A 25,849-nucleotide genomic window follows, 5' to 3' on the forward strand; every position below is an offset into this window, starting at 1 on the left:
CCTGCTAAGGATTGAATGGACGATGGATAAAATTAGTGGATCTTAAAAAATCGTTATTTCGCATCATAGGTCGACAAGGTCGCTTCAAGTGGGGAGATATCTACTTACCTGGAGTTTATGCAGTCCCTGGTGAGGCTCCCAAGGGCTCTCGTATTTGCCGCCTTAATAGCAGGAAGCTTGGCCGAGCATTGCATCTTCTTTCTACACCAGAAAGAATCTTTGCCCAACTGGCTCTTTATAATCCTGACGTATTTGAGTTGCACGAGCAGAAAATGCTCAGCCCAATCCCACATGTTCATCCACTACAAGGGCACCCCTTTGCTGCAGGTTTGGAACTTCTGCCGGTGAAGGGAACATCATTAGTAGCGGAGGAAATCGGGTTTAAGCACGCGACTGTAGTCGTGACCTACGGGAATGGTGAACGCCAGAGGGTCCCCCATCCGTACCTGGGCGATCTACTTCTCTATATCCAGCCGAAAGGGTCAGCCCCCTACGTTGTTAACTGGACAGTGAAGTTGAGTGCGATGGATTTTGATGAGGTTGCGCGGGGAAGCTTGAAGAGTCTGGCGAAACAGAAACAAGACCGCGAGAAAGCTCGCTTGCGACATGCCTTGGAAGAGGCGTACTACCATAGCGCAGGTATGAGGACTGTGAGGGTCTCTAGGGACCTGTTGGACCCAGTCTTGGTTGCCAACTTGGATCTTCTATACGGCTACCATGATCGCGAAATCAGCCTCGAATCGAATCTTCTCGAGGACTTCTCGCACGAAGTCGGTGACTGTGTCGCTCATGGGAGGCCAGTCGCGTCTGTTGCCTTAAAGTACGGACAGCAGTGGGGCCGACGTGATCTGTTTCTGACGAAAATCTACAAAGACATATGGGAGCGTAAGATACAGGTCAGTTTGTTTGACCCGATTCTTATCGATCATCCATTGGTGACGGATGCGCCGGATGTTCTGCAAGTCTATGGCTCACTTTTTGCCGGACTGCCCGAATGATCACAGGCTCGAAGCTGAAAGCACCTGAGGGATTCAAAGGGCTGACGAAGGATGTCGAATACTATTTCCTTGCAAGTGACGGCAAGGCAAACAGGGCGCGCCTCGTATTTTTTGATGAAAAAGGCACCACGGCGAGGTTGCTAACATTTTCACGGCCTGAATTTGATCTGGCGTTGACCAATGGTGATCTTGTGGAATGTGGCAGTGACGCCACACCTCCATGGTTGAAGGCCATCAGCGGTACTTCGGTGGATAAACTGGAAAAGGATCGAGTCAGGCCGACGAAAAGCTACGATGAAATGGTTAACAAGCGTTACCTCGCCATAGCTCAGTTGGTAGAGCATGCGGAGGATATCCTCTCAAGCGACAGGCCTGAATCGATTATCAACTCCTATGCCGATCAGCAGTCCCCCAAGCTGGTCGGAGCCCGGTTGAGGTTTTGGTTTTTTACATACTTGATGTTTGGCCGCTCGAAATGGGCGCTTATGCCAAAGTTCGACCGTTGCGGGAAAGGCAAAAGGGTACAGGCAGCAGATGGGAAAATATTGGGAAGGCCGCCTAAGTCGGGACTAAAATCCCGATTCCCTGCTACGCCCGAAATGCAGGCTTCTATCGTAAATGGATTCATTAAATATAACGATAAAACGAAATCTGACGCTGAGATTTTTGGCGACGTGCTGGTGGGTGAGTTCGGTTGTATTCCTTTAACAACATCGGAAGGAAAAAAGAAGTTCTATCAACCCGAAGGTAAGCCATTTCCCACAAAAGGACAGTACGATTACTGTCTTGGTCAGGTGATAAGCACCAAGGCGTATAGGAAAGCGCGTAGAGGTCCGAGCTGGGCTCGAGCGAAGTCCGGTTTTGTTGGAAGTTTTTCTCATGACTTGGTCAACGTAAACCAACTTGTTGAGTTTGATGGCTATAACCCAAAAGGCAAGATATCTGGCTTGCTCGAAGGAGCCGCTATGGATTCGGCATCTGTGGTTCGAGGAGTATGTGGCCGGTCTGGAGCTGTTGTCGCCTTGGGGTTCTCTGAAAACAAAGAGAATATGGAAGCTTACCGTATGGCCCTCTTTTCAATGGCTATTAGCAAGGTCAAATTTGCCTCGTTGTTCGGATTGACCATTAAAGAAGAACAATGGCCCGCTTACGGTCTGCCACATAACGTCGTCTTCGACCGCGGCCCCGGCTCTACCATGGGCGTACCTATCCGTTCACAAGCAGTCGCTCGTGACGAAATGATGAGTTGGTTATCCAGGCTTGAGCTGACTCCTACCCACTCGGGTCAGTCGAAAGCGACGGTTGAGTCGTCACACCCTCGGACCAAGTCTAACAATGATCAGCCAACGCATTTTCATAGCTCTCTCAACTTTGTCGAGATGTCCAAGCGGCATATTCTTCAAGCTATTTACGATAATCATGCTTCAGATGCTGAGGGGAAGATGACGCCTCAGATGTTGGAGATAGGCTTCAGCCCAACCCCGCATAACATTTACAAGTTCTATAGTGACCTTGGTTACGATGCAGGTACGGAGGTTGGTTTTGACTATGCCGTGCGAGAGTTCCTGACTCCTCATCCGGCGCATATAAAAAGGAGTGGGGTTTATTTTTATGGCCGCAAGTACAACTCTTCAAAGCTGATTGATACCGAAGTTTTTGACAGGATTGCGCTCAATGGCCAAATACCTGTCACTGCGTATGTGATGACCATGTGTGTCAGACATATCTGGATCGAGTTAGAAGGCGTCTTGTACGAACTCGACTTTGTAAAGCCGGCGAGTGTCCACCCCAGCAGTGTCGACATTTCGCTGTCGGATCTACAAGAGCTCAATGAAAATCGGCTGCGCGGCAAGGCGCAGCTTCGTGAAGAACAGCCCGCGCTCCTCCAGGATCGCAATGCCCAGTTTCTTCACGCAACTGGCAAAGCCTGGGACAGTGGTACCCGCAAATTGGGGCGCCCTACGAAGGGTGGAGCGGCCGAGCGTGATGCCGCCGATCAGAAGCGGTTGATGGGGAAAGGTCATGACTAACATCTTTTCCACGCGCTTTGACGGACCGGACACGCTGGCTGATATCCAGCGGTTGGTTACAGTGCATCCTGATCCGGTGACCGGTCTTGAGGAGTTGAGCCCTGCATTGGCTGCTGAGCGTCTGTCTGAGGCCCTGAAGACGATTTTCCTTCCCAACCAGTTTTCTTTGGACTTCATCAAAGACAGCGTTGACCGTGCGCGCAGCTTTTCGGCCGAAAGCTTTTCCACTGACCAGCAATATCAGCGGCGGCTGTATCACCCGCCTGAGGAGGAGGCGTTCCCTACATGCCTCACCGGCCTTGCTGGCGTTGGGAAGAGCCAAACTATTAGAGCGCTGATGAAGGTAATGCCTGGACCTGCTCGTTATACATCCGCTCATTACCATGAACCGCATACCTTAATCTCGTACTGGTACGCCAGCGCAAGGGGAAAGGCTGGCGGTAGGCAGTTGTTGGAAGACTTCCTCGGCGGCGACGCGACAGGTGTTAGAGCGAACACATCAAAGCTACTGACGGAGTGCCGGCGTAGGGGCAATCGTGACGGTGTATCACTAATGATGCTCGAAGAGATGCAGCATCAGAGCACTGGTCAAGGCGTAGCCCGGGTCACGGATATTCTCCTCACCGTGGCTGGGCTTGGGATTCCGATGATCTATGTGGCGAACTACAGCTTGGGCCACAAACTGCTGACAAGAAACAGTGAGGACAAGCAACGGCTTCTATCCGACCCGCGTGTCATGCTGCCGGACCATCCCGACTCGAAGGCTTGGGAGGATTATGTTCGAGAATGCATCCTGGTGAGCGGACGACGCGTATCCGCAGATCCAGCCGCCCTTGTACATGAGTTGTATCGCTGGACGTTTGGTATAAAGCGTCTGGCGGTTCAACTTTTCAAGGTGGCGTATCTCGAAGCCCGTGCGGCCCGTCGCCATACGATTACTTTGGAGGACGTCAACAATGCATACCTTTCAGCCTCGTACTCCAGCAGTAGGGACGATGTCGAGGAGCTAACTCGCATCAGCATTCATAAGAATAAAACCGGAGCCAGGCCTGACCTCCGTTGTCCGTTCCCGGTACCGTTGCCTTCCAACGTCTTGAGCTTCACCAAGGACGATCGAGCTACACGGGTGAGCGAGAAGGTTTTTGTTTCATCCCTAACAGCCGAGGAGCGTAAGACTTTCGAACAGCTCCATCCGCCAGGCTCACCTTCCAATCCGTCTTCGAAGCCCGTGCGTGAGAAAAAACCAGCCTTACCCAAGCAAACTCGGGAGGGCTTGGAGGATGCATACAGCCGATTGCTATTCGAATCCAAAGGGTCGCCAAAGCCGCGAGGGCCTGCGAAGTAAGCGCTGTGAAATTTTGTAAAACACAGTTGGAGCCATAGAGTCAATAGAGGTATTGACAAAGAATCGAGACTGATATAGAATATATATCAAATCTCACCAAAGGAGGATTCACCATGTCTTAGATCAGTTCCCTGCCCAGCTTCAGTTTGCCCGCATCGAGCCCAGGTGCCGACGGTCTGACTAGAGCGTCCACATTCTTACTCAAGAGAAAGGCAGCTTAATGCGTCCGTAGGACGAGGCACTTTCTCCATAAGCGATACCCAGGAGACACCCAATGGCACACGCCGACAAAGCTGAAACATTTCTGGTGCGGTTACGCCCTCAAGACACGCCTTCAGGCGTGAGCATTTCGACCGTCGAGATGCTGATGTCACAGACCGGCCTGAACCGAACAGAAGTCGTTCACCTCGCGCTGCGAGAGCTCGCTAACCGCTGGCTCCCGAAATACGAAGAGGACGATGGACCACTAACTCACGCTCAGTACGAGGCGATCCGAGCTGCAAGCCCTGCAACGGACACCCCGGAGGAGCTATTCACTCAGAGGCTATTCTAAAAAATGCAAACTGCTAACACTCCCTCCCACTCACTTCCATCGCAAGGTGCTGCTAACCGTTACCATCCGCTTCCAGCGCCAGGTGACATTGTGTACTGCTGGTTCCCCGAGATGCCCGGCGTACCAGGTCCGAAACCCCGGCCAGCCATCGTAGTTGCTGTAGCACCAAGCACCCATGTGGTGAAGGTATGCTTCGGTACCTCGAAGAAAATTGACAAGCTTTACCCGGGTGAGTTCGTAATTTCAAAGGGCGACGCTGGTTTCCCCTTGAGCGGTCTCTCCTACACCACAAAATTCGACATGACCCGGTCCGAGAAGCTGACCTTCGATGACGACTGGTTCAAGGTGGCGCCCGGACTGACCCCCGAGACTCCTGCGCCTAAGATCGGGACTTTGCACCCAAGCTACATCTCGATTGCAAGCGAGGCGGCATCAGTGCCGCCTTGCACTACTTAAAGATGAGCTCAGCTCTCCAAAAGCCGGCATATGCCGGCTTTTGTTCTTGCGTCGCCCTACGCCGCTCGTGCGACGGTTACCAATCCAATAGCTCACCTTTATTTTGCACCCAGGCCTCAAGGTGACGTTGTAGAGTTGTGAGCGGGAGTTCGTAGCCGGGGAAGTCGGCTGGATTTATTGACTCGCACCGTCCTATGGCGTTGTCTAGCCCGACGAACGTTTCGATCGTTTCCCTGCTGAACATGTGCTGCACTGTGCCCACTCGATCGCCGACCACGTGGCTGGTTCCAACGCTCATAAAGCTTGACGCCATGATCGCGAACTCTTGATCCGTACCGATGGCACTGAGTAACCACCTGCGTGGCTGATCAAGCGATCCGGAGTAGTTCTTCCATCGATGAAGCAGTGAAGCCAGGTCTGGCTCTCCCAAAAGAGCGTTATTGTCTGCGGCTCGACTACGAACCAACTGCAACCAGATAGCCTTCATCGCCTCTACTGTCGGGAGATCAAGCGTAGGCTCGAAGTTGGCCTTGTTCTTATGAGCTACAGGGTCACTGAGATGAATGAGCATCACAGCCACGGACAAAGCTTTGGTCTCGCGGAGTGCTTCGATTGCCAGACCACCTCGCTTGTCCTCTGGGATGTACTTCAAGAACCAAGACGTCGCTCGCCATGCACGCACCCAGGGCGAGCTAAAAGGGTCACCGTCATGTCCCACGAGTTTCTGTGCGATAGCAAACAATCCTGGTAGCAGCACTGAAGCGTTCGCTACCGGCAGTCGATTGACCGACTCATCCAGCCTAGCCACGAGCGCAGGCAGTAATCCGTCTGCCTCGATTACTGCGATCAAGGCAGACAGTTGCTCTTCCGACAGCGCTGCATCAAGGAACTCAGTGAAGCGACGTTCTGAGATCTCACCGAGTGCGGTCTGCAGCTCGAAATATCGCGGGAAGAATCGAGAAGTGCATACTTGCTTCGCTTCAGCCCATTGCTGTTGAAAACCATGATCGTAACGAGGGCCGCCCATTACCCACTCGACCTGAGGAAACAGCAATTCTATGGTTTCTTTGGCAAGTTCGCGGCGCTCCTCTGGCACGGTACTGAGTAGATCCTTCATGGCTGCTTGCGCTATCGGTCTGCCGTCTCCCCGGTACTTACCTTCCTGCAGCAGCAGTGTTTTTTCCCGAAAAAGCGCTTCATGCAGGTCCGCCTCGAAAACTCGAAGCGTTTCCAAAACTAGGAAATCCACGATATTCACTTCGAGCAAATCACCAGACGCATGTAGCGGCAAATGGACCGCCACGGAGGAAAGCAATCGATGGGCATCCCGCATGTTGCGAAGCCGTGGTTGAATGGAACCAATTAATGCATTGCCCCAGCGGATCTGCTCAAAACCGTTTTTCTCTGAGGCGTAGGCGTTCGCCAATTGCGATAAGTTCTCAGTAAAAATCCGATGCACCATGTGCGTTGGCACCATGGGAAGATCGAAGCTCGCTTGGACGATTTTCTCCAGAAAGGCTCGTCCATCCCCGTCTGCTACTGGGTCCAGTGCGCTCTCCACGATGCTCGGCTGGAACAACAAAACGAAAACGATGTTGGGCAGGTTCGCATTGGCTTTGACTTGGCGAAGCAGCACTCGAATCTGGTCTTGTTCGAGCCGATCTATGTCGTCGACAAAGACAATTAGCGGCCTTTTCAATTCGCGGAGGCGCTCCTCCAAGGCTTTGCGGACTTGATCGAGTGATTCGTTGCTACGGTCCCGTCCCATGTGACTTAACCAGCGTCCGAGTAGTGATATGGCAATAGTTATCCCAGCCAGAACACCTGCGACCGTCGCCGCCGAGGGCAGGTCGAAGCCGATGGAGGAAGCAAAGGAAATCAACGATGCATTCGTGAGTATCGTCGTAATCTTTTGCTGCGACCCTCCGGCCTGCTTGAGTGGTGCATTTGCGCCTGACAGTATCGCGCCGTATTTCCGAAGCGTCGCGGCGCGCTTTAGCGCTTCCTGAGAGTTGTCACCGCCGAGTTTGTCCGCGATCTGCGCGAATAGTGCTCTGCTGATGGCGTTTCCGTCACCCCACTGCCATGGGTTGAAATCCAGCCAATCGGAGTGCTTGTCTCTGGCCTCAAGCTGCTCAATGACAAGGTGCTTGAGAGACGATTTGCCAAAACCCCAGCCACCGCGGATCGCGAAAACCCGCCCTTCACGAGGGCTAAGCTCCGACAGCACGTCAGCGATGCGATATGCATAACCTACTCTGCGTAGACGGTCCTCTCCCTTAGTGCGGATAGGAGCTTCTGTACCTATTTCCATCGGCGGAGGTGCAATGGGGGCTGCGCTCGGAATCCCTCGTAGGTTGGCAAGCATAAGCCTCACTGCGTTCCACAGGCCTTTCATAATTTACCGCCCGGCAGATTAGCTTTGATTATCAAAGTAGTTGATCTTTTGAATTGGGCTCGTATAGGTGTGCTGCTGCATCCAGTCAATGCTGGAAGGCGATCTACCAGCACATAGCGGGTATAGCCAGGACGCCCGACTGCAATGCTTGGAATCAAGATAGTAGTTTGGGTGGTGGTCCCACATAGCAGAGCTATCAATCGGCGCTGTGCAGTTGTATTCGCTGAACTGCAAGTTTTTATTCTCATTGAGAAAATTGACGAAGCTTGCAAGGTTGCCATGGCCACCGCCACCCATATGACCATTGAGATAAAAGCGACCGCTATAGCCCGAGGCAATGTTCAGTTTGTCATCCCTGCATCTGAACATCAGCAAGGTACCGTCATGTTGGCCTATATTGCCTTCGGCATCATCGGCGGTGCAGAGCCGGACCAGCTTGATATTGAGACCGCTGCCACTGATAGCTGGCTCGAAAAAACCGTGATATTCCCCACCAACGTCTGGGTATGGAAACATAGAGCCAGTCCCGTTGATTAGCCACTCCAGACTGCAACTGTAGTGATAAGCAATACGCTTGGCCAAATCGAAGGACAGCGGTTCAAGACCGTCGACGCAGTTCATCAGCGTTGCCGGCGACGGTTCCCCCAAGGCAAGCGCCAGGTGTGGCAAATCGCTACGCTCGCCCCAAGAAAAAAAGTTGTCTTCGCGCAGTCGCATAAACAGCTTTTGCAAGCGCTGCCCAGTAGCGCGCTGCCAAGATTCACACATGGACGCTGCCTCAGGCTTGGGCGCTTTGAGAGATTCAAGGTAGCGCGCCAGGCCAAACCTGGTTTCCCCCTCCAGCGAGCGTTCATGCCTGGCAGCCGACTGGAGCAACAGCTGGTGCAAGTTATCGGGAAAGTCGCGAACGCTTAATCTAGCCATGGATGATACTCGCTGTCATTTTGATGGCATTTTGCCGGTGTGTAGGCATAATAGCGACAAAATGACAGCAGGCGCTACCTCTTCCGGTTTGGTCTGGATAATCATCTTGTTCAGGCCAACTAGTAGATTGAGTAGGAGGCGGGCTTGCATCCGCGCACTCTTGTTGAGGGCTATGCCGAACTGACCCACTTGCCGGCTCAAAACTGCCTTCAAGTTGACGCAACTCCGCAACTGCATTGTTTCGAGAGTCAAGCTAAGTCATTGATATCTCGTCCTTTATTGGCAATTCCGCGTCAGCGCCAACATGTGGCGGCAGGCCAGTTCCAGAGGCGTTGAACCGATTTATGGTTGGGAATGATCATTACTTGATCAATGTCAGAAATAGATACAAACTTCTGACATTAAAGTTGCGAGAGTTGCTTAAGCCCTATGAAGACACTTCCCGAATCGATCCTGGAGCACAGCAGACGTCTGCCTGAGGGGGGCTTGCTGAGCGCCAAGGAGTTTCTGCACTTGGGAAGCCGGGCCGCCGTAGACCAGGCGCTGTCGCGGTTGGCGAAGGCTGGGCAGCTAGTCCGTGCGGCTCGTGGGCTTTACCTAGCGGCCATCACCGATCAAGGTAGGTGTGTAACGCCGGCGATGGACAAGGTTATCAGTGCTCTAGCCTCTAAGAATCAGGAAGAGATCGCACTTGATGGAGCGAGTTCCGCAAAGATGCTAGGCCTGTCGGTGCAAGCGCCAAGTGGGGACGCGTTTCTCACTAATGGTCGCGCTCGGACGCTTCAGGTGGGAGAAGTAATGGCTGAGATCAGGCACGCCCCCCACTGGATGCTAGCGCTTGGCTCCACGACCGCCGGTGCTGTAATTCGAGCCTTGGCTTGGTTGGGAGAGCGGCGTATAGGTGAGGTGATGGAAGCGCTGCGTAAACAGCTGACTCCCATCGACTGGCATGCGTTGAGCTCGGTGCGGTCGCTACTGCCATCTTGGATGGCTCTTGCAATCGGTCGAGAGGTGGGGTGACAGGTTGCAGCTCGGCGGAATTTCGGGAGCGGCCATTTAAGACCATTCCAACATGAACTAGGCTACGCCGCCATGCCAGCTGCCCGGCTCCAAGGTGTTAGCACGTGTGTTTACAGATGTTGAATTGGGAATGGAGTGCCTGATTATGAAAATCAAAATGCGAGACAAGTTATTGGTAATTATGTAGTCGCGACAGGGGTGTCAAAGTCTATATAGATTTATAAATCAATAACTTAGAAGGTGGTGATTATGGCAAATGGAAAAATTCTCCGGCAGTTGTTCCGAGCAGGCACCACTGGCGATGCCGATGCGTTTCGTCTTGCCTCTAAAGCGGTGATCGAGGAGGAGCGGCAGAAGCAGCATCATCTTCTGGCTAACGATCTGGAGCAAATCCTCTACGGCAGCGATTTGAATCTCAAGGCATCCAGTAATGCGCCTCGAGTTCACTACGACGTACCCGTAGACAAGGAGCGTGGTTTACCACTTCTTGATATAAGAACTCCAAAGCGGTCTCTTGATGAAGTGATACTCCCCCCCAGCAGTTCTGCTGCATTGGAGGAAATCCTCGAGGAGAACAGGCGTGCTGATGTGCTGCGCAGCTATGGCATGAAGCCCGCAGGCAAGGTGATCTTCTTCGGCCCACCCGGCTGCGGAAAGACGCTAGCCGCAGAGGTCGTAGCCTTCGAGCTTGATCGACCTTTAGCTATCGTCCGCTTGGATGCATTGGTGTCATCTTTCCTGGGCGAAACGGCGGCCAACCTGCGTAAGGTCTTCGATTTTATTGCCCAACATCCGTTCGTTGTTCTCTTCGATGAGTTCGATGCCATCGGTAAGGAACGTGGTGATAGTGGCGACCATGGCGAACTGAGACGTGTTGTGAACGCGGTCCTTCAGATGATGGACTCATACGAAGGTCTTAGTTTGATCCTGGCGGCTACCAACCATGAGAAGATTTTAGACTCTGCCATTTGGCGACGATTCGATGAGTCGATCGAGTTTCCGCTTCCTGATGAAAAGCAATTGAAGGAAATCTTGTTGCTGAAACTGCGAGGGATCCGTCGTCAATTCGAGATTGACGACAAAGAAGTATTGAAGGAGTTTAAAGGTAAGAGCGGCGCGGATATCGAGCGGGTTATTCGCCGCGCCGCCAAACGGATGATCCTGCGAGAGCAAGAGTTTCTGACCATCAAGGAGCTTAAAAGCGCCCTTGTGCGGGAGGACCTCAGAAAGTCCTAAAACATAAATTTTCAAGGAAGAAGCAGTGGCAACCTACAAGCATCTGAGCATTACACGTGAAGTTCTGGATAACTCGCGTCGGACCAAAAGCCCCCCTCACTTCGTCACCCGCGAAGATCGGTTTGGTCATGGTCAAAAGCTCAATGGTTACTTCGCCACAGCTGAGGGGCTGGCCAAGAAGCAAATTGGCTCTTCAGACAAATCCCCTTACGTTCTAAAGCTGGAGTACGAGGGCGCATTGACCTTCGCCAACTTGAACACGCATGGGTTGGAGTTTATCAGCCAAGAAGGCAAGCAACTCTGCGTAGTGTTCGCGAGCGAAGAGGGTTTGGCAAAATTTACCGCCCATCTGCAAAAGCTGGGTGTCATGGACGCCAACTTGACCCATCGCCAGATTCTCGAGGCTATTGCAGGTGTAGATGCCTGGTCCGCAGACGATCGGAAGAGTTGGGCTCTTAAGAATATAGGGTTGCCAGACACCCCCACCTTCAAGCTCGATGTCGAACTGTGGCCTATTCAGGTTGCGCATCACCCAAGTCGTGTTCAGCTCACGACCTCTTTCGAGACCTGGCTAGCCGCCGAGCACATCAAGAAGCTCGACAGAATCAATCTGGACAGCCTGCTCATGTACCGGGTTGAGGTCACGCCCGAGCAAGCACAGTTGCTGCTTAACCAGCGCGATGTTCGTCTGGTGGACCTCATCCCAGCCACTGGCATTAGCATTCAACAGCTGAACCGAGACATCAATGAGTTGCCTCTCAACATCCCGCCACCACCTAATGACGCAGCCCGCGTTTGCATTCTAGACAGCGGCATTAACGGGAATCATCCCCTCCTGAAGCCTGCAATGGCTGAGAGCGCCTCGTTTGTCGATGAAGAGGGGGATGCAGATGAAGCAGGTCACGGCACCGCTGTGGCCGGCGTTGCCCTGTATGGCGACGTGGAGGGTTGTAACAACTCGAATTTCTGGAAGCCGGAGTTCTGGCTCTTCAATGGAAAAGTCATGAAGAAATGTCCGCATACAGGTAATGCGGTCTACGACGAACTCACACTCGAGGTATCGCTGACGAAGGCTGTAGAGCATTTCGTCGAACTCGGATGCCGGATCTTCAACCTCTCGCTGGGCAACAATAATGCTCCCTACGATGGTGCGCATGTCAGAGGGCTAGCCTATATCCTGGATGTCCTTTCCCGGCGGTATAACATCTTGTTCGTAGTCTCTACGGGCAATTTCTGTGGCTCCGAAAACCCACCAGTCCCAATCAACAGTTGGCGCGACGAGTACCCGGAGTACCTAATCGCTGCCCAGAGCGCCATCATCGACCCCGCACCTGCAATGACGGTGTTGACGGTGGGGAGCATCTCCCGGCATAACTCTACGATTGATAGCCAGAAGTATCCGGAGATTTACCACCTTTCACCTGCATCGGAAAACCAACCATCTCCCTTCACTCGGCACGGCCCTTCGGTAAAAGGGGCGATCAAGCCCGAGCTCGTTGCGGCCGGCGGCAATCTCGCCAGCCCTCTGAGGCAAGCAAACGCACAATGGGCGCCACATATGCGAGGTTTGGGTGTGTTAACGCTCAACCACCAGTGGAGGGGGAATACCGTTTTTAAGGAAATCAGCGGGACCAGCTTGGCGGCGCCGTACATCACTCACCTAGCCGGGCGCCTGCTGAACGCTTACCCAACGGCGTCTGCGAACATGCTTCGCGCAATGTTGGTCAATCAGGCTTATCTGCCGGATACGGTCACCTCGACGTTTTCGAAGGAGTTTCGAAAGAGCTACAAGAAGGCGAAGGCCACCTGGAACCGTGACGTAGAAAGGGATGTGGCTGGCTATGGAGTGGTGAGTGAGGCTGATCTTTTCAGGTCTTCCGATAACGTCGTGGTGTTGATGTCAGAGGAAACCATCGAGAACGACGGATGCCAGTTCTTCGAACTGCCGTTGCCGGAGGACTATTTGCGCTCCACTCGAGGGACCCGAGAGCTTTCAATAACACTGGCTTACTCGCCAGTAGTCCGAACTACCCGGATTGAATATCTGGCTACCCAAATTTATTACCGCTTGGTCACAGGCTCCTCGCTGGAGGAGGTACAGAAACACTTTAGCCAGGAGATGAAAAAGACGACGGAGGTACTCAAAGAGGCCAGGGACACAAATCGCGACATTCCCGCCCAAATGAGAAACCACGGCACGGTTCAGTCTTCTCGCTGGACGTTCAAACAAGGGAAACCCGGCGAAAAGTGGTTTGTGGTCGTAGTCAGGCAGGATCGTGACTGGAATCCCTCGGCTGCAGAAAAGGAACAGTACTCGTTGGTGGTTACGGTGGCCGACCGCGACAACGAGCGGGCTCAGCTCTACACCCAAATCCAGACACGAATAGATCAGCAGGCTGTGGTCAGGGAGCAGCAAAGGGCTAAGATAACTGCTGGTCGATTAAAGAATCGAGGGTGATCAGCATTCGATGTGATTCCTCTTCAGTAGGTATCCTCTAAGCCTGCGGGATAATGCGATCTCCGACGGATTCGTACGGCCGCTCCCGCTGCGCTCCTTGAGAGCCAGGTGAGGCGCTACAAACGGATTTCGCCTGACTCATAGATGACGTTCAGAGGATACCGGTCGGTGAAAATCAGAAAGATCGTGATCAAGAACTTCCGCGGAGTGAAAACGCTTGATTGGAATGTGCCAACCGCTGACATTTTTTGTCTCATAGGGAAAGGTGACTCCTCCAAGTCCACAATTTTGGAGGCCATCCGTTACACATTCCATCCCCAGTGGAATCTGGCCCTCAGCGACTCAGATTTTTACCAGTGCAAAATCGCTGATCCCATCATCATCGAGATCACGATCGGGCATTTGGCCGCAGACTTTTCCGCACTTAATAAATATGGGCTGCACCTTCGGGGCTGGGATGCGGCAGCTCAAAAGCTGCTTGATGAGCCAGATGACCATCTGGAAAGCGTATTGACCGCCCGGCTAACCGTCGAGAAGGACTTGGAGCCGAAATGGGCAGTGGTGTGCGATCGCAACCCGGACGGGGTGCCCTTTAAACAGGCTGACAGAAACAAGGTCGGGGTTGGCCTCATCGGTGTCTTCAGCGAACGAGAGCTTTCCTGGGCAAACGGAACTGCTCTTGCCAAGCTTACTGCGGCGCAGAGCTTGAGCGAGCTATTGGCCAATGCATCAAGGACTGCCAGGAGTTCGCTCGATGTCGACCGGGCTGTCACCCTGACAAACTTCGATACTGCAGCAACCAAATCGCAAGAGATTGCGAAGCTCTTAGGTGTCCCTGTACTTGATGCCTATAAGGCCCATCTCGACTTGGCGTCCATCAACTTGAAAGTCGGCGGTCTTTCCCTGCATGACGGCGAAATCCCACTGCGCCAGTTAGGTCTGGGATCTCGCCGGATGCTTCAGTGTGGAATCCAGAAAGCGGGCCTGGAGGATGGCCATATCACCTTGTTCGATGAGTTGGAGTTCGGCCTCGAGCCCCATCGCATTACGCGTCTCATCAAGCACATCAGGGAGGACAAACGTGGGCAGTATTTCCTAACTACCCATTCGCCCATGGTGCTTCGCGAGCTCACGGTGCAGGACCTTCATATCGTCCACAGCAAGGGCGGGGTGGTGACGATCGTCTCCGCTGCCGAGAAGGGCCTCGAAGAGCATGAGGTTCAGGGGAAGATTCGCTCCAGCGCTGAAGCTTTCTTGGCCAAAAAGGTTGTCGTATGTGAAGGTGCTACCGAGGTAGGTTTCATACGGGGTTTAGACGATCACCAACTCGAGAATGAGCAAGATCCATTGTCATATCACGGTGTAGCGTTGCTGGACGCCAAGGGAGCCAGCAAAGTGAAGGGCATGGCTATTGCCTTTAAAAAGCTTGGCTATGAAGTGTCGGTACTAGCTGACGGCGATGCCGAGAAGCAGTTCTCAGCCGCTGATGCTGCTGGGCTTGTTGCAATAGGAATTCCCACCTACGTCTGGAGCGATAAACTTTCGCTTGAGGAGCGGGCTTTTGTGGATCTGCCCTGGGCTTTCGTAGTTGCCAGCTTGACGCTCGCCCAAGTCGAACTCTTCTACCCGGTATACGATCAAGTGCGATCGCAGTATCAGGACGTATTGGACCCTGACATCAGCGAGTGGCGGGATAGCCCCAAGCTGCGCACTGCAATTGGTGCTGCAGCAAAGAGCGCGGGATGGTTCAAGGACACTACTAGAGGCGATCTGTGGTTCAAGGCGGTGAGTGCCGCTTTCAACGATCCCGTGTTCGGCAAAACAAATCTCGCCGTAGAGTTGGGAAGGCTTTGGGAGTGGGCGAAGCGTGTCTGAAGACCTCGCAATAAAGCTCAACGACTGTACCTCCAAAGGCTATGTAATCGCGCCCGCGGGGTTTGGAAAAACTCATCTCATCGCAATGGCGGTGCGAGCGTCCGGTGGCCGGCAGCTTATCCTGACGCACACTTTTGCTGGCGTGAATTCGATAAAAACCAAAATGGCGGACTTGGGCGTTCGTGCTTCCCAGTTCCAGGTCGATACAATTGCTAGCTGGGCACTTCGACTCTGTCTGGCGTACCCGAAAGCATCTGGTTGGAAAATTGAAAACCCGACCAGCAAGCAGTGGAATAAGTTGTACGAGTGCTGCTCCCATTTGCTCGGAAAGAGGTTCATTCGTGAGGCCGTGTCGTCCAGCTACATAGGTCTCTACGTCGACGAGTACCAGGACTGCTCAGACGTGCAGCATGACCTCGTCTGCAACCTGGCAGAATTTCTTCCAAGTCGACTGTTGGGAGACCCCCTCCAATCCATATTTGATTTTGACGATGGCAAGCCCGTTGATTGGGAGGCCAGCGTCTACCCCAAATTTGATTGCTTGGGACAGCTGGAGGTCCCTTGGCGGTGGGTCAAGGCGAAGAGTCCGGAACTTGGCGAATGGCTCAAAGATGTGAGGCGAAAGATTGAGCTAGGCCAAAAGATTGATCTGTCAGCCCATCTTCCACCGAGCGTAATTCGTGCTTACACCCAGCCCGACTATCTCGCCGCTAAACAGTACACGGCGCTTTGTGGTCTGTTAAATCATGATGAGAGCGTCATTGCACTCCATGGCGGCGATCAACGGTCCAAGAACAAAACTCACCGTTTGGCCAACCGCTTGGCGGGCCGTTTTTCCTCAATCGAGGAAATCGAAGGGAAGGATCTGCATTCGTTCATCAAAAAGCTTGCGGCTGTAAAAACCGCGCAGGCGGGCTTTCTCCTTGTCCTGAAGTTCGCAACGAAGTGCTTCACAGGTGTAACTCGCACGCTAACGGCAGGCACCAAGCGGGGTGAGGTTACTAACCTGCGCAAGACAACGAAGTACCCACTGGTGCTCCAAGCCGCGAATGACTATTTGTCTGCCCCGTCGAGCAGCTATCTCAAGGCATTCTTCCAAACCTTGAAGAGCAACCCTGAAACATCAGCCTATCGCCGTGACTTACTCTATCGTTTCTTGAACGTGCTCAAGATTCATGTCGATGGCCAAGCCGCGACGCTCGTGGAGGCCGGTATTCTTTACCAGCGTGAGATGAGGCATTCAGGGCGGCCGATCAGCCATCGTAAGCTGATTGGAACCACATTGCTGGTCAAGGGCCTTGAGTATGACCACGCCGTCATTCTTGATGCCGACTCGCTTGATGCGAAGGATTTGTACGTCGCGATGACCCGAGGAGCGAAATCTCTCACCATCATCGGGACAGCTCGGCATCTACCTGCTTGAATGCCTATTCAGTTTTGGACATCTCGGATCGATCACCAATATCCATCGCTCAGTACCTGCACAGGAGCAATATTCAATATGGAAGGTGAGATGAGTGAATTGGAACTGAGGCCTCGGGTGTTCGTCTCCGACCTCATCCAGCTCGGCGATATTGTACTGACAACCACGCCCGAACCCATGAGCAAAACGATCCGTAAGACCATCGGCGCGGACATCTCTCACGCTATGATTTGTGTGGGGAAGTCGAGTGTGATCGATTCTACTGGTGACGGTGTTCATGCGCGCAATCTCGAGCGGCTGATGCTTGAGCCAGGTTGCGCTGGGCACGTTCTTCGGCCCGTTGTGCCCCTGACTACTGACCAACTGCACTCTGTTATCACCTTCGCCAGAGCTGCGGTTGGTACTCGATACACCAAGATCGGCGCCGCCAAGAGCGTGTTGGCTGGTTTTGTGGCCGGTCGGAGGCAGTTCTGCTCGCGATTGGTCGCGCAGGCTTATCATAGGGCCGGTGCAAACCTAGTGCCGGATGCTGACTTTTGCCATCCAGGGGAGTTACTGAATAGCGCCGCGCTTTTTGAGGTTCCTAATGTGCTTAGAGATCTCAATGCGGAAGAAGAGGCTCGCTGGCGTGAAGATATTGACCACGTTCAGGCTATGCGGGATTCAACCAATGCCTTGCTTCGGGAAGCCCGAAAGCTGTCCTCTGAGATTGAATCACTCAACGACATTGACGCATACCTAGTAGACCATCAGGAGGCAGATGATCACCTAGTACAAGCTCTGAGAACTTCAAGGTATCTGGAACTGTGGAAGGATGAGTTTGAAAGGAATGCTTGGCAGTATCACGTCGCCTTCATGGAGGGATCCGGAAGCTCGGCGGAGCACAAGCAGAGATACTGTGAAGAGCTGCTGGCAAGCGAGAAGTTAGGGCAAAACCGTTTTGTCCTGAACCATGCGGGCTACGTGACCGTGAACGCATTGCATCCGCGCCAATATTTCGCTCTGAAGATAGAGCTGTACGAGCTTTTGACACAGCTACATGCTCGTCGCATTAGGGCGGCAACTACTTGGCTTGAGCGTAAGGGGCTGCTTGAGCCGGAGCCTCGCACGCTGCTTCGTCCGCACACGCCGGAATGGTTCGCTTCGCTACGCGAGTGGGACCCAAAGCAGGCTGCGATGACGGAAGCGGCTATCCGGGTAGCCGGAAGTTTGGATGTTTGCACTGTCTGTGCAGACGAGCCAGTCTGCGATTATGTCCTCTTGAGTGTTCCACCGGCTGGGCCTGGGACGTGTCGACTTTGCGACGACTGCTTCCGCATCCGCTCCATTGACGAACCAATGAAGACTTTCTAGCCGAGGGGTAGTCTCATGTCAGCATGTGGGTCAGTTTTCAATCAGCGCCAACAGTAGAAGATACTCAAACAAGCTCAAGAGCGGGAATATGGAAATTTTTAGTGTAATAGCCGGTACTTTCGGTCGAGTTTTCGGAAAAATAGCTACACCTTACATAAAGAGCATTTGGTATCGAATCAGAGGCGAAAAATTCTGTAAGCGAGGTAAGCCTAAATACGAAGGTGTTATATCCTCCATTGCGGACTACAAAAAGCTTTCAAATTTCATAGCTGGCAACGACGAAGGCATCGTGTTCCTTGACCTCACGATGGATGACAACAGTTTTCGAGGCGACACTGAAAGTACGGCCCCTTACTTTGTAGCTTTTGAGGATTGCTTTGAAGAACTTGAGGAAGGAGAAAAACCTTCAATTTTCAAATGCACCGGAACACAATTTAACGTCCACATATCCCACGTAGAAGGAAGCTGTTTTTTTTACTCGCAGCGAGGGTTTATAAGGCTGAGGGGTTACTTCGTGATAACAGGCTACTCCGGACCTTATCAAGGCGTAATGGATTGCAACCTTAGAGGCGTAAGACACGAAGATATAAAAGTGTAGTTTTAGTAAACGGTCAATACCAACTACCCTTTGCCATTTAACCAGTGTTGAAAGCGTTGGCAGGTATCCGCTTGGACTGGGCCGGTAGTCGCTGCCGGCGCGCTTAGCCCTTTCTACCTCCCATGCCGTTCTTTCACAAAATTATCGGCTTGAAGAACCAGCTTGGCCCCTGTTGCTCAGGAAGTGCTGGGGCAATGGGGAATAGAGATGATCGTTTCGGAAGAGGATGATCCAAAGAAAGCGCTCACGGATTTTCTTCAGGAATTGGTGAGCTAAGAGAATTGCCGGTCGCGATCTCTGTCCCATCAGCGGAAATAACTCGAACGTACCTAACCCAGCATTGGCGTACCTCTCATATGACCTGAAAGGTGCTAATCCCAGGACCGTGATGCCGGTTCACTGTAAGAGATGCGTTACGTTCAAAAAGAGTGGCCTCTCCATCGGGCACCCGACGGCGTAAGGGATTCTCGACCGTCATAGCTCGATTTGCGCTCGGCGCATTTGCTTTTTTAGATGTAAAACTTATTTATAATCAATAGGTTGCAATATTCCGACAGACTTTATTTAGTAGATGGAGCGGCAAAGTCTCATAAAATTGGTGTTGCGACAGACTTTATTTCTTAATCAGCCCGACGGCTAGCTCCTGTAATTACTGGGCTCGAACCGACAGACTTTATTTCGTAGGATCAATTTTTCGGCCCGGTCGGCGCTTTGACAACGGGCCTATATGGCCCGTTGCCTTATGTCCGGATTATTCAAAACAATATGATGAAACGATATAGCAACTGATTTGCGCTCCTAAAAAGCCTGATCTATACCTCCAAGCCACACATTGATGAGGTGTGTGCAAAGCAAGGGCTCACGGAACCGGAGCCCCTGCATAACAAGGGATAGAAACAGCGCTTCAAGGATGATTCAGCCATGCATGCGTATCGGCATTTCGGTCGTTGTTCCGTTTTTAAACGAAGCCACAATTCTTCGATCCAGATTTTCGGCCAGGTTGCTCATTGCCACCGGCGTTCGATTCGACCTGGTTCCCCTCCTTCCTATTGCCTTCGCGGCGCTATCCCTTCTGTCCATCGCGCTTCTATGACTCCTCGGCATCAGCCGGGTGTCGGCGTGTGGCGAGAAACATCCGAGTGTTCCACCCGGGTGACCCTGGGCAACAGCCCGAACGGACTCTGTAAAGGTGATCCGTTGTTCTGAGGCAATCCTGCCTCGATTGAAGCGAATGTCGGACCGGATCGGCTCACCCCGCAGGTGACTCGAGGCGGATCCCGTGTAGTCGTTCGTCCAACCTTTTTATGACGCAGTACCCACTTTTCCAGGATGGAGATGGTTATGACTGTACTCAGAGTTGGCATCGTCGGCCTCGGCGCGCAGATGCAAGAAAACCTGCTGCCCACGCTTCTGCAAATGCCGGATATTCGCATCGTCGCGGTGTGCGACAGCGACCTGACCCGCGCCGGACAAATCCACCGTTTCATTTCCGAGGTTGCGATCACCGACGACTTCGACGATATGCTCGATACCGCTGCGCTGGATGCGGTGGTCATGGCGTGCCCGCCCCAGGCGCACCGCGACCTGGCGATCAAGGCAATGGCCAAGGGCGTGCATGTCTTCGTCGAGAAGCCGCCGTGCTTCACCCTCGCCGAGCTCGAATACCTGATCGGCGCGGCACGCCAGGCCCAGGTCGTCACCGGCGTGGGCATGAACTTCAAATATGCCAAGCCCATGCGCCAGCTGCGCGATATGACGCGCACCGAGCAGTTCGGCAAGGTCGTGCACATCCAGCTCAACCACTATGCGAGCAAACCCACCGCGCCGCTGTGGGGGCTGGATTCCACGCTGCGTTCGTTCCTGCTGGCCCAGGCGATCCACACCATCGACCTTGGCGTGACCTTCGGCGGCGGCGAATTGCGCGATATCGAATCCCGGGTCCAGCGCCACGAGGACTCGCTGCTGGTGAGCCTGGAGCTCGGTTTCAGCTCCGGCGCGACGGTCAGCCTGCTGAGCGGGACGATGTTCCCGTACTTCGAATTCGACATGAAGATCGTCAGCTCCAATTCGATGATGGTCGAGCTCAACAACCTGTGGAACATCACCCTGCACGAACCGGTGCATGGCACCGGGGCAACCGGCACCGCCAAGCGCTGGCGCGGCGCGTGGCAGCCAGGGCCGCTGGATTCGGGTTATGAGCGCAGCGGTTATTTCGGCGAACTGGAGAAGTTCTTCGACGCGGTGCGCAACCGTACGCCTTACGAGGCCAGCTTCGAGAGCCTGCTGCCGACCTTCCGGGTGATCGAGCAGATCTGTCATGCCGACAGCGCCCGCGCCGATGTCGCCCCCGTGCTTGCCCTCCACTCCACCCATGCCGCCAAGTCCCCAGCTTTTCTCGGAGCCCAGACCAATGTCCTCTAATCTCTCCAGCGCCGCCCGTATCTCCGTTTCCGACAAATACCGTCCGGTGTACGCCGACGATCTGTTGACCTTGCAGAACACCCTGGAGCGGCCGCTGTCCGGCACCAGCGATGTGGTGGGCGAATACGAGGTCAAGCTGGCAGCCTGGTTCGAGGCGCGGCATGCGATCGCGGTCTCCTCGGGTGGCGCGGCCCTGAGCGTGGCGATCTACGCCGCCGGCGTCGGTCCCGGCGACGACGTCCTGCTGACGCCGAGCTGCCCGCTGTGCACCATCTATCCGATCATCGCCGCGGGCGCCAACCCGATCTTTGTCGACACCCGCCGTCACGGTTTCGGCGCCGACCCGGAATCGATCAAGGCCCGCATCACCCCGCGGACCCGGGCGATCATCGATATTCCGATGTGGGGCTACCCCACCGAAGTCGATGAGCTGCAAGGCCTGACCCGCGAGCTGGGGATCAAGCTGATCCTCGACTTGGCGCATTCCCATGGCAGCACCCTCAATGGCCGGCCGCTGTCGGCCTACGGCGACCTGTCGTGCTTCAGCACCCACGAACGCAAGCCGCTGGCCACCGGCGAGGGCGGATTCATCCTCACCGACGACGACCAACTGGCCCAGCGTTGCCGCGACTACAGCCGCTTCGGCAACCTCAACGGCAAGGACTTCGGCCTCAACTACAAGCTGGCCGCGCTGCCTGCCGCCCTGGGCGCCAACCGCCTGGACTCGCTGGCCGCGCAGATCGAGCAGCGCCGCGCCAATGCCACCTACTTCCTGCAGCAGCTCGACCACAGCAAGGTGCGGGAAAAGGTCATCATCGAGGGCGGACGGACCAACTACTACTTCCTCAACCTGGAGCTGCATTTCGCCGACAACCGGGCCTTCATCGATTACCTGGACGAGGCGGGCATCCCGTCGGACATCAAGCGCTACGGCTGCAAGGCACTCTACGAGTTCCCGGCGCTGGCCCAGTATCGCAACGACTGCCCCAACGCCGAGGCGCTGCTGGCCAGCATGACCACCATCCCGGTCCATCCGGACATTACCCGCGCTGAACTGGACTACATGGCCGAACGGATCAACCAGTACGGGGCCGCATGATGACGGACGTTCCTGATCGTTCGACCCTGGACCGGCATTTCACGGCCTCGGCGTTCGTGTTGAACCCCGACCGCAAGATGCTCCTGCTGCACCACCGCAAGCTGGGGGTCTGGCTGTATCCGGGCGGCCATATCGAGCAGGGGGAAACCCCTGATGTGGCGGTGCTGCGCGAGATCTACGAAGAAACCGGGATTCACGCCGCCCTGCTGGGCGAGCGTGACCTGGAACTGGCCGATGCCGAGACCGATGTCACTGTGTTGCACCAGCCTTACCGGATCCTCTGTGAATACATCGATGACAAGCGCGGGCCGCATTACCACCTGGACCTGATCTACCTCACCGCCACCGACCTGCGGGCTTGCCCGCCGGAGCGCGAGGTGGAAAACGCGCGCTTCTTCAGCCGGCAGGAAACCGCCGAGCTGAAGATGTTCCCCAACTTCCGGCGCATGGTGGACCGGGTGTTCGCCGATGCCGAGGTATGGGACATGGTCGGCCGGAAGGTGGCGCCATGAACCAGGCCCTTGCTCAACAGGCCCGGGTCATCGCGGACAAGTGCGGCCACGATACCCCCGACGATATCCCCGAGCTGCAACGCGCCCTGGCGACAGGGCTGACCGGCACCTCGCAGATCGTCGAGGACTACGAGACCGCGCTCGCCGTGTTGTACGGCGTGCGTCATGTGATCGCCGTGTCGTCGGGGGCCGCTTCGGTCACCGCGGCACTGGCCGGCGTGCGGTTCCAGCCGGGGGACGAAGTGATAGTCGCGCCCACGTGCCCGATCTGCACCGTCCTGCCGATCCTGTCCCTGGGCCTGGTCCCGGTGTTCTGCGATGTGGCGCCGGACAACTTCGGGCTCGACCCGGATGACCTGCAACGCTGCATCGGCCCGCGCACCTGCGCGGTGATCGAGGTGCCGATGTGGGGGTACCCGGTTGCCTCGCATACCACCTGGGCCACCACGCGCCAGGCCGGCATCCCGCTGATCCAGGACCTGGCCCATGCGCACCTGACGCGCCTGAACGGCAGCTGGCTGGCGCAGCATGGCGACATCAGCTGCTTCAGCACCCACGACTGCAAGTTCATGTCCACCGGTGAGGGCGGTTTTGTCATGACCGATGACGACGAGCGCGCCAGCCGTATCCGTGCCTACACCCGGTTCGGCAACCTCACCGGCGAAACCCTGGGCATCAACCTCAAGCTCGGCGGCCTGCAGGCCGCCCTCGGGCTGGCGCGTTCGCGGCAGCTGGAAAGCCGCTTGCACCAGCGCCAGGCCAACCGCCGGCAGTTGCTGGAGCAACTGGACAACCCGGCGATCCGCGAACTGCCGCTGACCCCCGGTGGAGAGGCCAACGCCTATGCCTTGCTGTTGCAGGCGGTGTGGCACGACGGGCGTGAACTGGTGCACTACCAGCAGCGTCACGGCATCCCTTCGGACATTGGCAAGTACGACAACCAGCCGCTGTACCAGCTGCCGCTGCTGGCGCAGTACCGCCGCGATTGCCCCAACGCCGCCCGGTTGCTGCGTTCGCTGACCACGGTGCCGCTGCATCCGGGCCTGGCGGGCGACGACCTGGCCTACATTGCAAAGGTGCTCAATGACTACTCCCCAGCCTGATACCGCCACGGGCGGTCGACATGCCGTGGTCATCGGCGGCAGCGTGACGGGCTGCCTGACGGCCGCGGTCCTGGCCCGGCGTTTCCAGCGGGTCACGGTGATCGAGAAGAGCGATTTCTTCGACGAGACCGGCCCGCGCCAGAGCCTGCCCCAGGAGCATCACGTCCACCTGTTGCTGCTGCGTGGCAAGCAGATCATCGAAGGCATCTTCCCCGGCACCTTGAGCGCCCTGGAGCAGGGCGGCGCGCAGGTGGCCGACCTGGGTCACGACGTGAAGTGGTACCAGGGCGGGCGTTGGAAAAACCGCTACCGCAGTGGCATTTATGCCCATTACTGCAGCCGGCGCCTGATCGACAACCAGCTGCGCCGGGCCCTGCTCGGCGTGCTGAACGTCGAGGTGCTGTCCAGCACCCGGGTCACGCAGATCGAGTTCACCGGGGTCGATCCTTCCCGGCGGGTCGAGGCGGTGACCGTCGACGATGGCCACGGCGAGCGGACGCTGCGCTGCGACCTGCTGGTCGACGCCAGCGGGCGTGGCACGCGCTTGCCGACGTGGCTGAAAGAGGCCGGCTTCGGCGAGGTCGAGACCAGCGTGGTCAAGACCGAGCTGGGTTATGCGTCGCGCATCTACCGGCGCCTTCCGGCCTATGCCGAGCAGTGGCAGGTCCTGCTGGTGCTGCCCAAGGCGCCGTTGCAGCGTTCCATGGGGGTGATCAGCCCGATCGAAGGCGACCGCTGGATGGTCACCACTGGTGGCTGGTTTGGCCACTTTCCCGGCAACGACCCGCAGGAGTTCCTGCAGGCGCTGGCGGCGCTGCCGGTGCCGGACATCCATGAGGTGATCCGCGACGCCGAGCCGCTGTCGCCGGTCTACACCTTCAAGATGCCCGGCAGTCGCCGCACGCACTTCGATCGGGTCGAGCACTGGCCGGCCGGGCTGCTGGTGGTCGGCGATGCCTTGAGCAGCATGAACCCGCTGTACAGCCAGGGCATGACCATCGGCGCGCTGGAGGCCGATTGCATCGACTGCCACATCGACCAGGTATTGCAGGGCGGCCAGGGCTTTCGCCAATTGCAGGGCCGCCTGTGCGAAGTGGTCGATGGCGCCTGGAGCATGGCCACCACCGAAGACTTCCGCTTTCCCGAAACCGTTGGCCAGCGTAGTTGGCGCACGCGTTTCCATCATTGGTACGGCGCCGGCCTGGGCCAGGTCTCGGCGAACAATCGGCGGGCCCTGGAAACCCAGATTGGCGTGACCAACCTGGTGATGGAGCCCAGCAAGCTCTACACACCGGCGATCGCCTCGCGTATCGCCCTCAACGCCCTTCTTGCGGAGAAAACCCGACCATGATCGATGATCGACTGCACTTCTCGGGGATCGAACACCTGGTCTTCGACTGGAACGGCACCCTGATCGACGACATCGCCCTGGCGGTCAGCGCGGTCAATCGCTGTGGCGAGCGCTATGCGGTGCCGCCCATCGATGCCGTGCGCTACCGTGCGCTGTTCGACTTTCCGATTGCCGATTTCTACGCCTCCCTGGGGTTCGACCTGCAGCGCACGCCCTTTGCGCGAATCGTCGAGCACTACCTGGAGCATTTCGATACGCATGTCGCGCAGTGCCCGCTGCACGCTGGGGTATTCGAGGTGCTGGAGGCAGCGCGCAATGCCGGTATCGGCGTCTCCATCGTGTCCGCCTCGCATTGCGACGTGCTGCGCAAGACCCTGGAAGCCAAGGGCCTGCTCGGGCATTTCGAGCATGTCGTGGGGCTGAGCCACAACCAGGCCACCAGCAAGACCGCCGAGGCCCTGATGCTGCAGGAGAAGCTCGGCACACCGGCCGGGCGCACCCTGTTCATCGGCGACACCCTGCACGACTACGACGTGGCGCGGGCCGTCGGCTGGCAGCCGCTGCTGGTCAGCACCGGCCATCAGGACCTCAACCGCCTGCGACAGGCCGACGCCCCGGTCTTCGGTGGGTTGGGCGAACTGCTGGGCCATTACGCCAGTGACGAGCGGCGCGCCGTCGTTCACGAGGGAGCCTGAT

The 25,849-nt window shown here is 55.7% G+C and carries 19 protein-coding genes; 17 read left to right on the plus strand and 2 right to left on the minus strand.

Annotated elements, in window-relative coordinates:
- Positions 1 to 35: 35 nt before the first annotated feature.
- The 4 genes from J4E58_RS08185 to J4E58_RS08200 all read left to right on the plus strand — a co-directional run bounded on the left by J4E58_RS08185 (position 36) and on the right by J4E58_RS08200 (position 4,926).
- Complete coding sequence (locus J4E58_RS08185) at positions 36 to 998, plus strand: hypothetical protein (RefSeq protein ID WP_256583116.1); 963 nt, start codon at positions 36 to 38, stop codon at positions 996 to 998.
- On the plus strand, positions 995 to 3,028 hold the full coding sequence (locus J4E58_RS08190) for a transposase (RefSeq protein ID WP_087087316.1): 2,034 nt from the start codon (positions 995 to 997) through the stop codon (positions 3,026 to 3,028). Before J4E58_RS08185 ends, J4E58_RS08190 begins: the two co-directional genes overlap by 4 nt.
- Positions 3,021 to 4,373 (plus strand): transposase, encoded by a 1,353-nt coding sequence (locus J4E58_RS08195; RefSeq protein ID WP_087087318.1) that lies wholly within the window; start codon positions 3,021 to 3,023, stop codon positions 4,371 to 4,373. Before J4E58_RS08190 ends, J4E58_RS08195 begins: the two co-directional genes overlap by 8 nt.
- 274 nt (positions 4,374 to 4,647) lie before the next feature.
- Positions 4,648 to 4,926, plus strand: a complete 279-nt coding sequence (locus J4E58_RS08200; protein WP_087087320.1) for a hypothetical protein — start codon at positions 4,648 to 4,650, stop codon at positions 4,924 to 4,926.
- Positions 4,927 to 5,458: 532 nt separating this feature from the next.
- On the opposite strand, the gene J4E58_RS08210 is transcribed toward J4E58_RS08200, so the two are convergent.
- A complete protein-coding gene (locus J4E58_RS08210) occupies positions 5,459 to 7,780 on the minus strand; it encodes a P-loop NTPase fold protein (protein ID WP_087087322.1) in 2,322 nt (773 codons plus the stop codon).
- A gap of 18 nt (positions 7,781 to 7,798) precedes the next feature.
- Positions 7,799 to 8,704 carry a FitA-like ribbon-helix-helix domain-containing protein gene (locus J4E58_RS08215; RefSeq protein WP_087087324.1) on the minus strand — a complete coding sequence of 302 codons (906 nt, stop codon included), beginning with the start codon at positions 8,702 to 8,704 and terminating at the stop codon, positions 7,799 to 7,801.
- Positions 8,705 to 9,133: 429 nt separating this feature from the next.
- Here J4E58_RS08215 and J4E58_RS31855 point away from each other — a divergent pair, with 429 nt between their 5' ends.
- The 13 genes from J4E58_RS31855 to J4E58_RS08275 all read left to right on the plus strand — a co-directional run bounded on the left by J4E58_RS31855 (position 9,134) and on the right by J4E58_RS08275 (position 25,848).
- Positions 9,134 to 9,724: a DUF6088 family protein gene (locus J4E58_RS31855; protein ID WP_087087328.1), complete on the plus strand. Its 591-nt coding sequence runs from the start codon at positions 9,134 to 9,136 to the stop codon at positions 9,722 to 9,724.
- A gap of 249 nt (positions 9,725 to 9,973) precedes the next feature.
- Complete coding sequence (locus tag J4E58_RS08220) at positions 9,974 to 10,960, plus strand: AAA family ATPase (protein WP_087087330.1); 987 nt, start codon at positions 9,974 to 9,976, stop codon at positions 10,958 to 10,960.
- A 25-nt stretch (positions 10,961 to 10,985) separates the two neighbouring features.
- A complete protein-coding gene (locus tag J4E58_RS08225; RefSeq protein WP_087087332.1) occupies positions 10,986 to 13,418 on the plus strand; it encodes a S8 family peptidase in 2,433 nt (810 codons plus the stop codon).
- A gap of 168 nt (positions 13,419 to 13,586) precedes the next feature.
- Entirely contained in the window at positions 13,587 to 15,293 is a 1,707-nt protein-coding gene (locus J4E58_RS08230) for an ATP-dependent endonuclease (protein ID WP_172962997.1), read from the plus strand.
- The gene (locus tag J4E58_RS08235; protein ID WP_087087337.1) at positions 15,286 to 16,716 is read left to right on the plus strand and encodes a UvrD-helicase domain-containing protein; all 1,431 of its coding nucleotides are present in this window, start codon (positions 15,286 to 15,288) and stop codon (positions 16,714 to 16,716) included. Before J4E58_RS08230 ends, J4E58_RS08235 begins: the two co-directional genes overlap by 8 nt.
- 90 nt (positions 16,717 to 16,806) lie before the next feature.
- A complete protein-coding gene (locus J4E58_RS08240; protein ID WP_256583117.1) occupies positions 16,807 to 18,069 on the plus strand; it encodes a YiiX/YebB-like N1pC/P60 family cysteine hydrolase in 1,263 nt (420 codons plus the stop codon).
- Positions 18,070 to 18,157: 88 nt separating this feature from the next.
- Positions 18,158 to 18,667, plus strand: a complete 510-nt coding sequence (locus tag J4E58_RS08245) for a hypothetical protein (protein ID WP_143481858.1) — start codon at positions 18,158 to 18,160, stop codon at positions 18,665 to 18,667.
- Between the two features lie 1,341 nt (positions 18,668 to 20,008).
- On the plus strand, positions 20,009 to 21,088 hold the full coding sequence (locus tag J4E58_RS08250) for a Gfo/Idh/MocA family protein (protein ID WP_087087341.1): 1,080 nt from the start codon (positions 20,009 to 20,011) through the stop codon (positions 21,086 to 21,088).
- Positions 21,078 to 22,187 carry a DegT/DnrJ/EryC1/StrS aminotransferase family protein gene (locus J4E58_RS08255; RefSeq protein WP_087087343.1) on the plus strand — a complete coding sequence of 370 codons (1,110 nt, stop codon included), beginning with the start codon at positions 21,078 to 21,080 and terminating at the stop codon, positions 22,185 to 22,187. The genes J4E58_RS08250 and J4E58_RS08255 overlap by 11 nt, the downstream gene beginning before the upstream one ends.
- Positions 22,187 to 22,699 (plus strand): NUDIX hydrolase, encoded by a 513-nt coding sequence (locus J4E58_RS08260; RefSeq protein ID WP_225970752.1) that lies wholly within the window; start codon positions 22,187 to 22,189, stop codon positions 22,697 to 22,699. Before J4E58_RS08255 ends, J4E58_RS08260 begins: the two co-directional genes overlap by 1 nt.
- Complete coding sequence (locus J4E58_RS08265; RefSeq protein WP_087087345.1) at positions 22,696 to 23,802, plus strand: DegT/DnrJ/EryC1/StrS aminotransferase family protein; 1,107 nt, start codon at positions 22,696 to 22,698, stop codon at positions 23,800 to 23,802. The genes J4E58_RS08260 and J4E58_RS08265 overlap by 4 nt, the downstream gene beginning before the upstream one ends.
- On the plus strand, positions 23,783 to 25,153 hold the full coding sequence (locus J4E58_RS08270) for an NAD(P)/FAD-dependent oxidoreductase (protein ID WP_087087347.1): 1,371 nt from the start codon (positions 23,783 to 23,785) through the stop codon (positions 25,151 to 25,153). The genes J4E58_RS08265 and J4E58_RS08270 overlap by 20 nt, the downstream gene beginning before the upstream one ends.
- The gene (locus J4E58_RS08275; RefSeq protein WP_053263196.1) at positions 25,150 to 25,848 is read left to right on the plus strand and encodes an HAD family hydrolase; all 699 of its coding nucleotides are present in this window, start codon (positions 25,150 to 25,152) and stop codon (positions 25,846 to 25,848) included. Before J4E58_RS08270 ends, J4E58_RS08275 begins: the two co-directional genes overlap by 4 nt.
- Position 25,849 lies beyond the last annotated feature (1 nt).

It is taken from the genome of Pseudomonas sp. FW305-25, assembly GCF_017351415.1.
Taxonomy (GTDB): domain Bacteria; phylum Pseudomonadota; class Gammaproteobacteria; order Pseudomonadales; family Pseudomonadaceae; genus Aquipseudomonas; species Aquipseudomonas chlororaphis.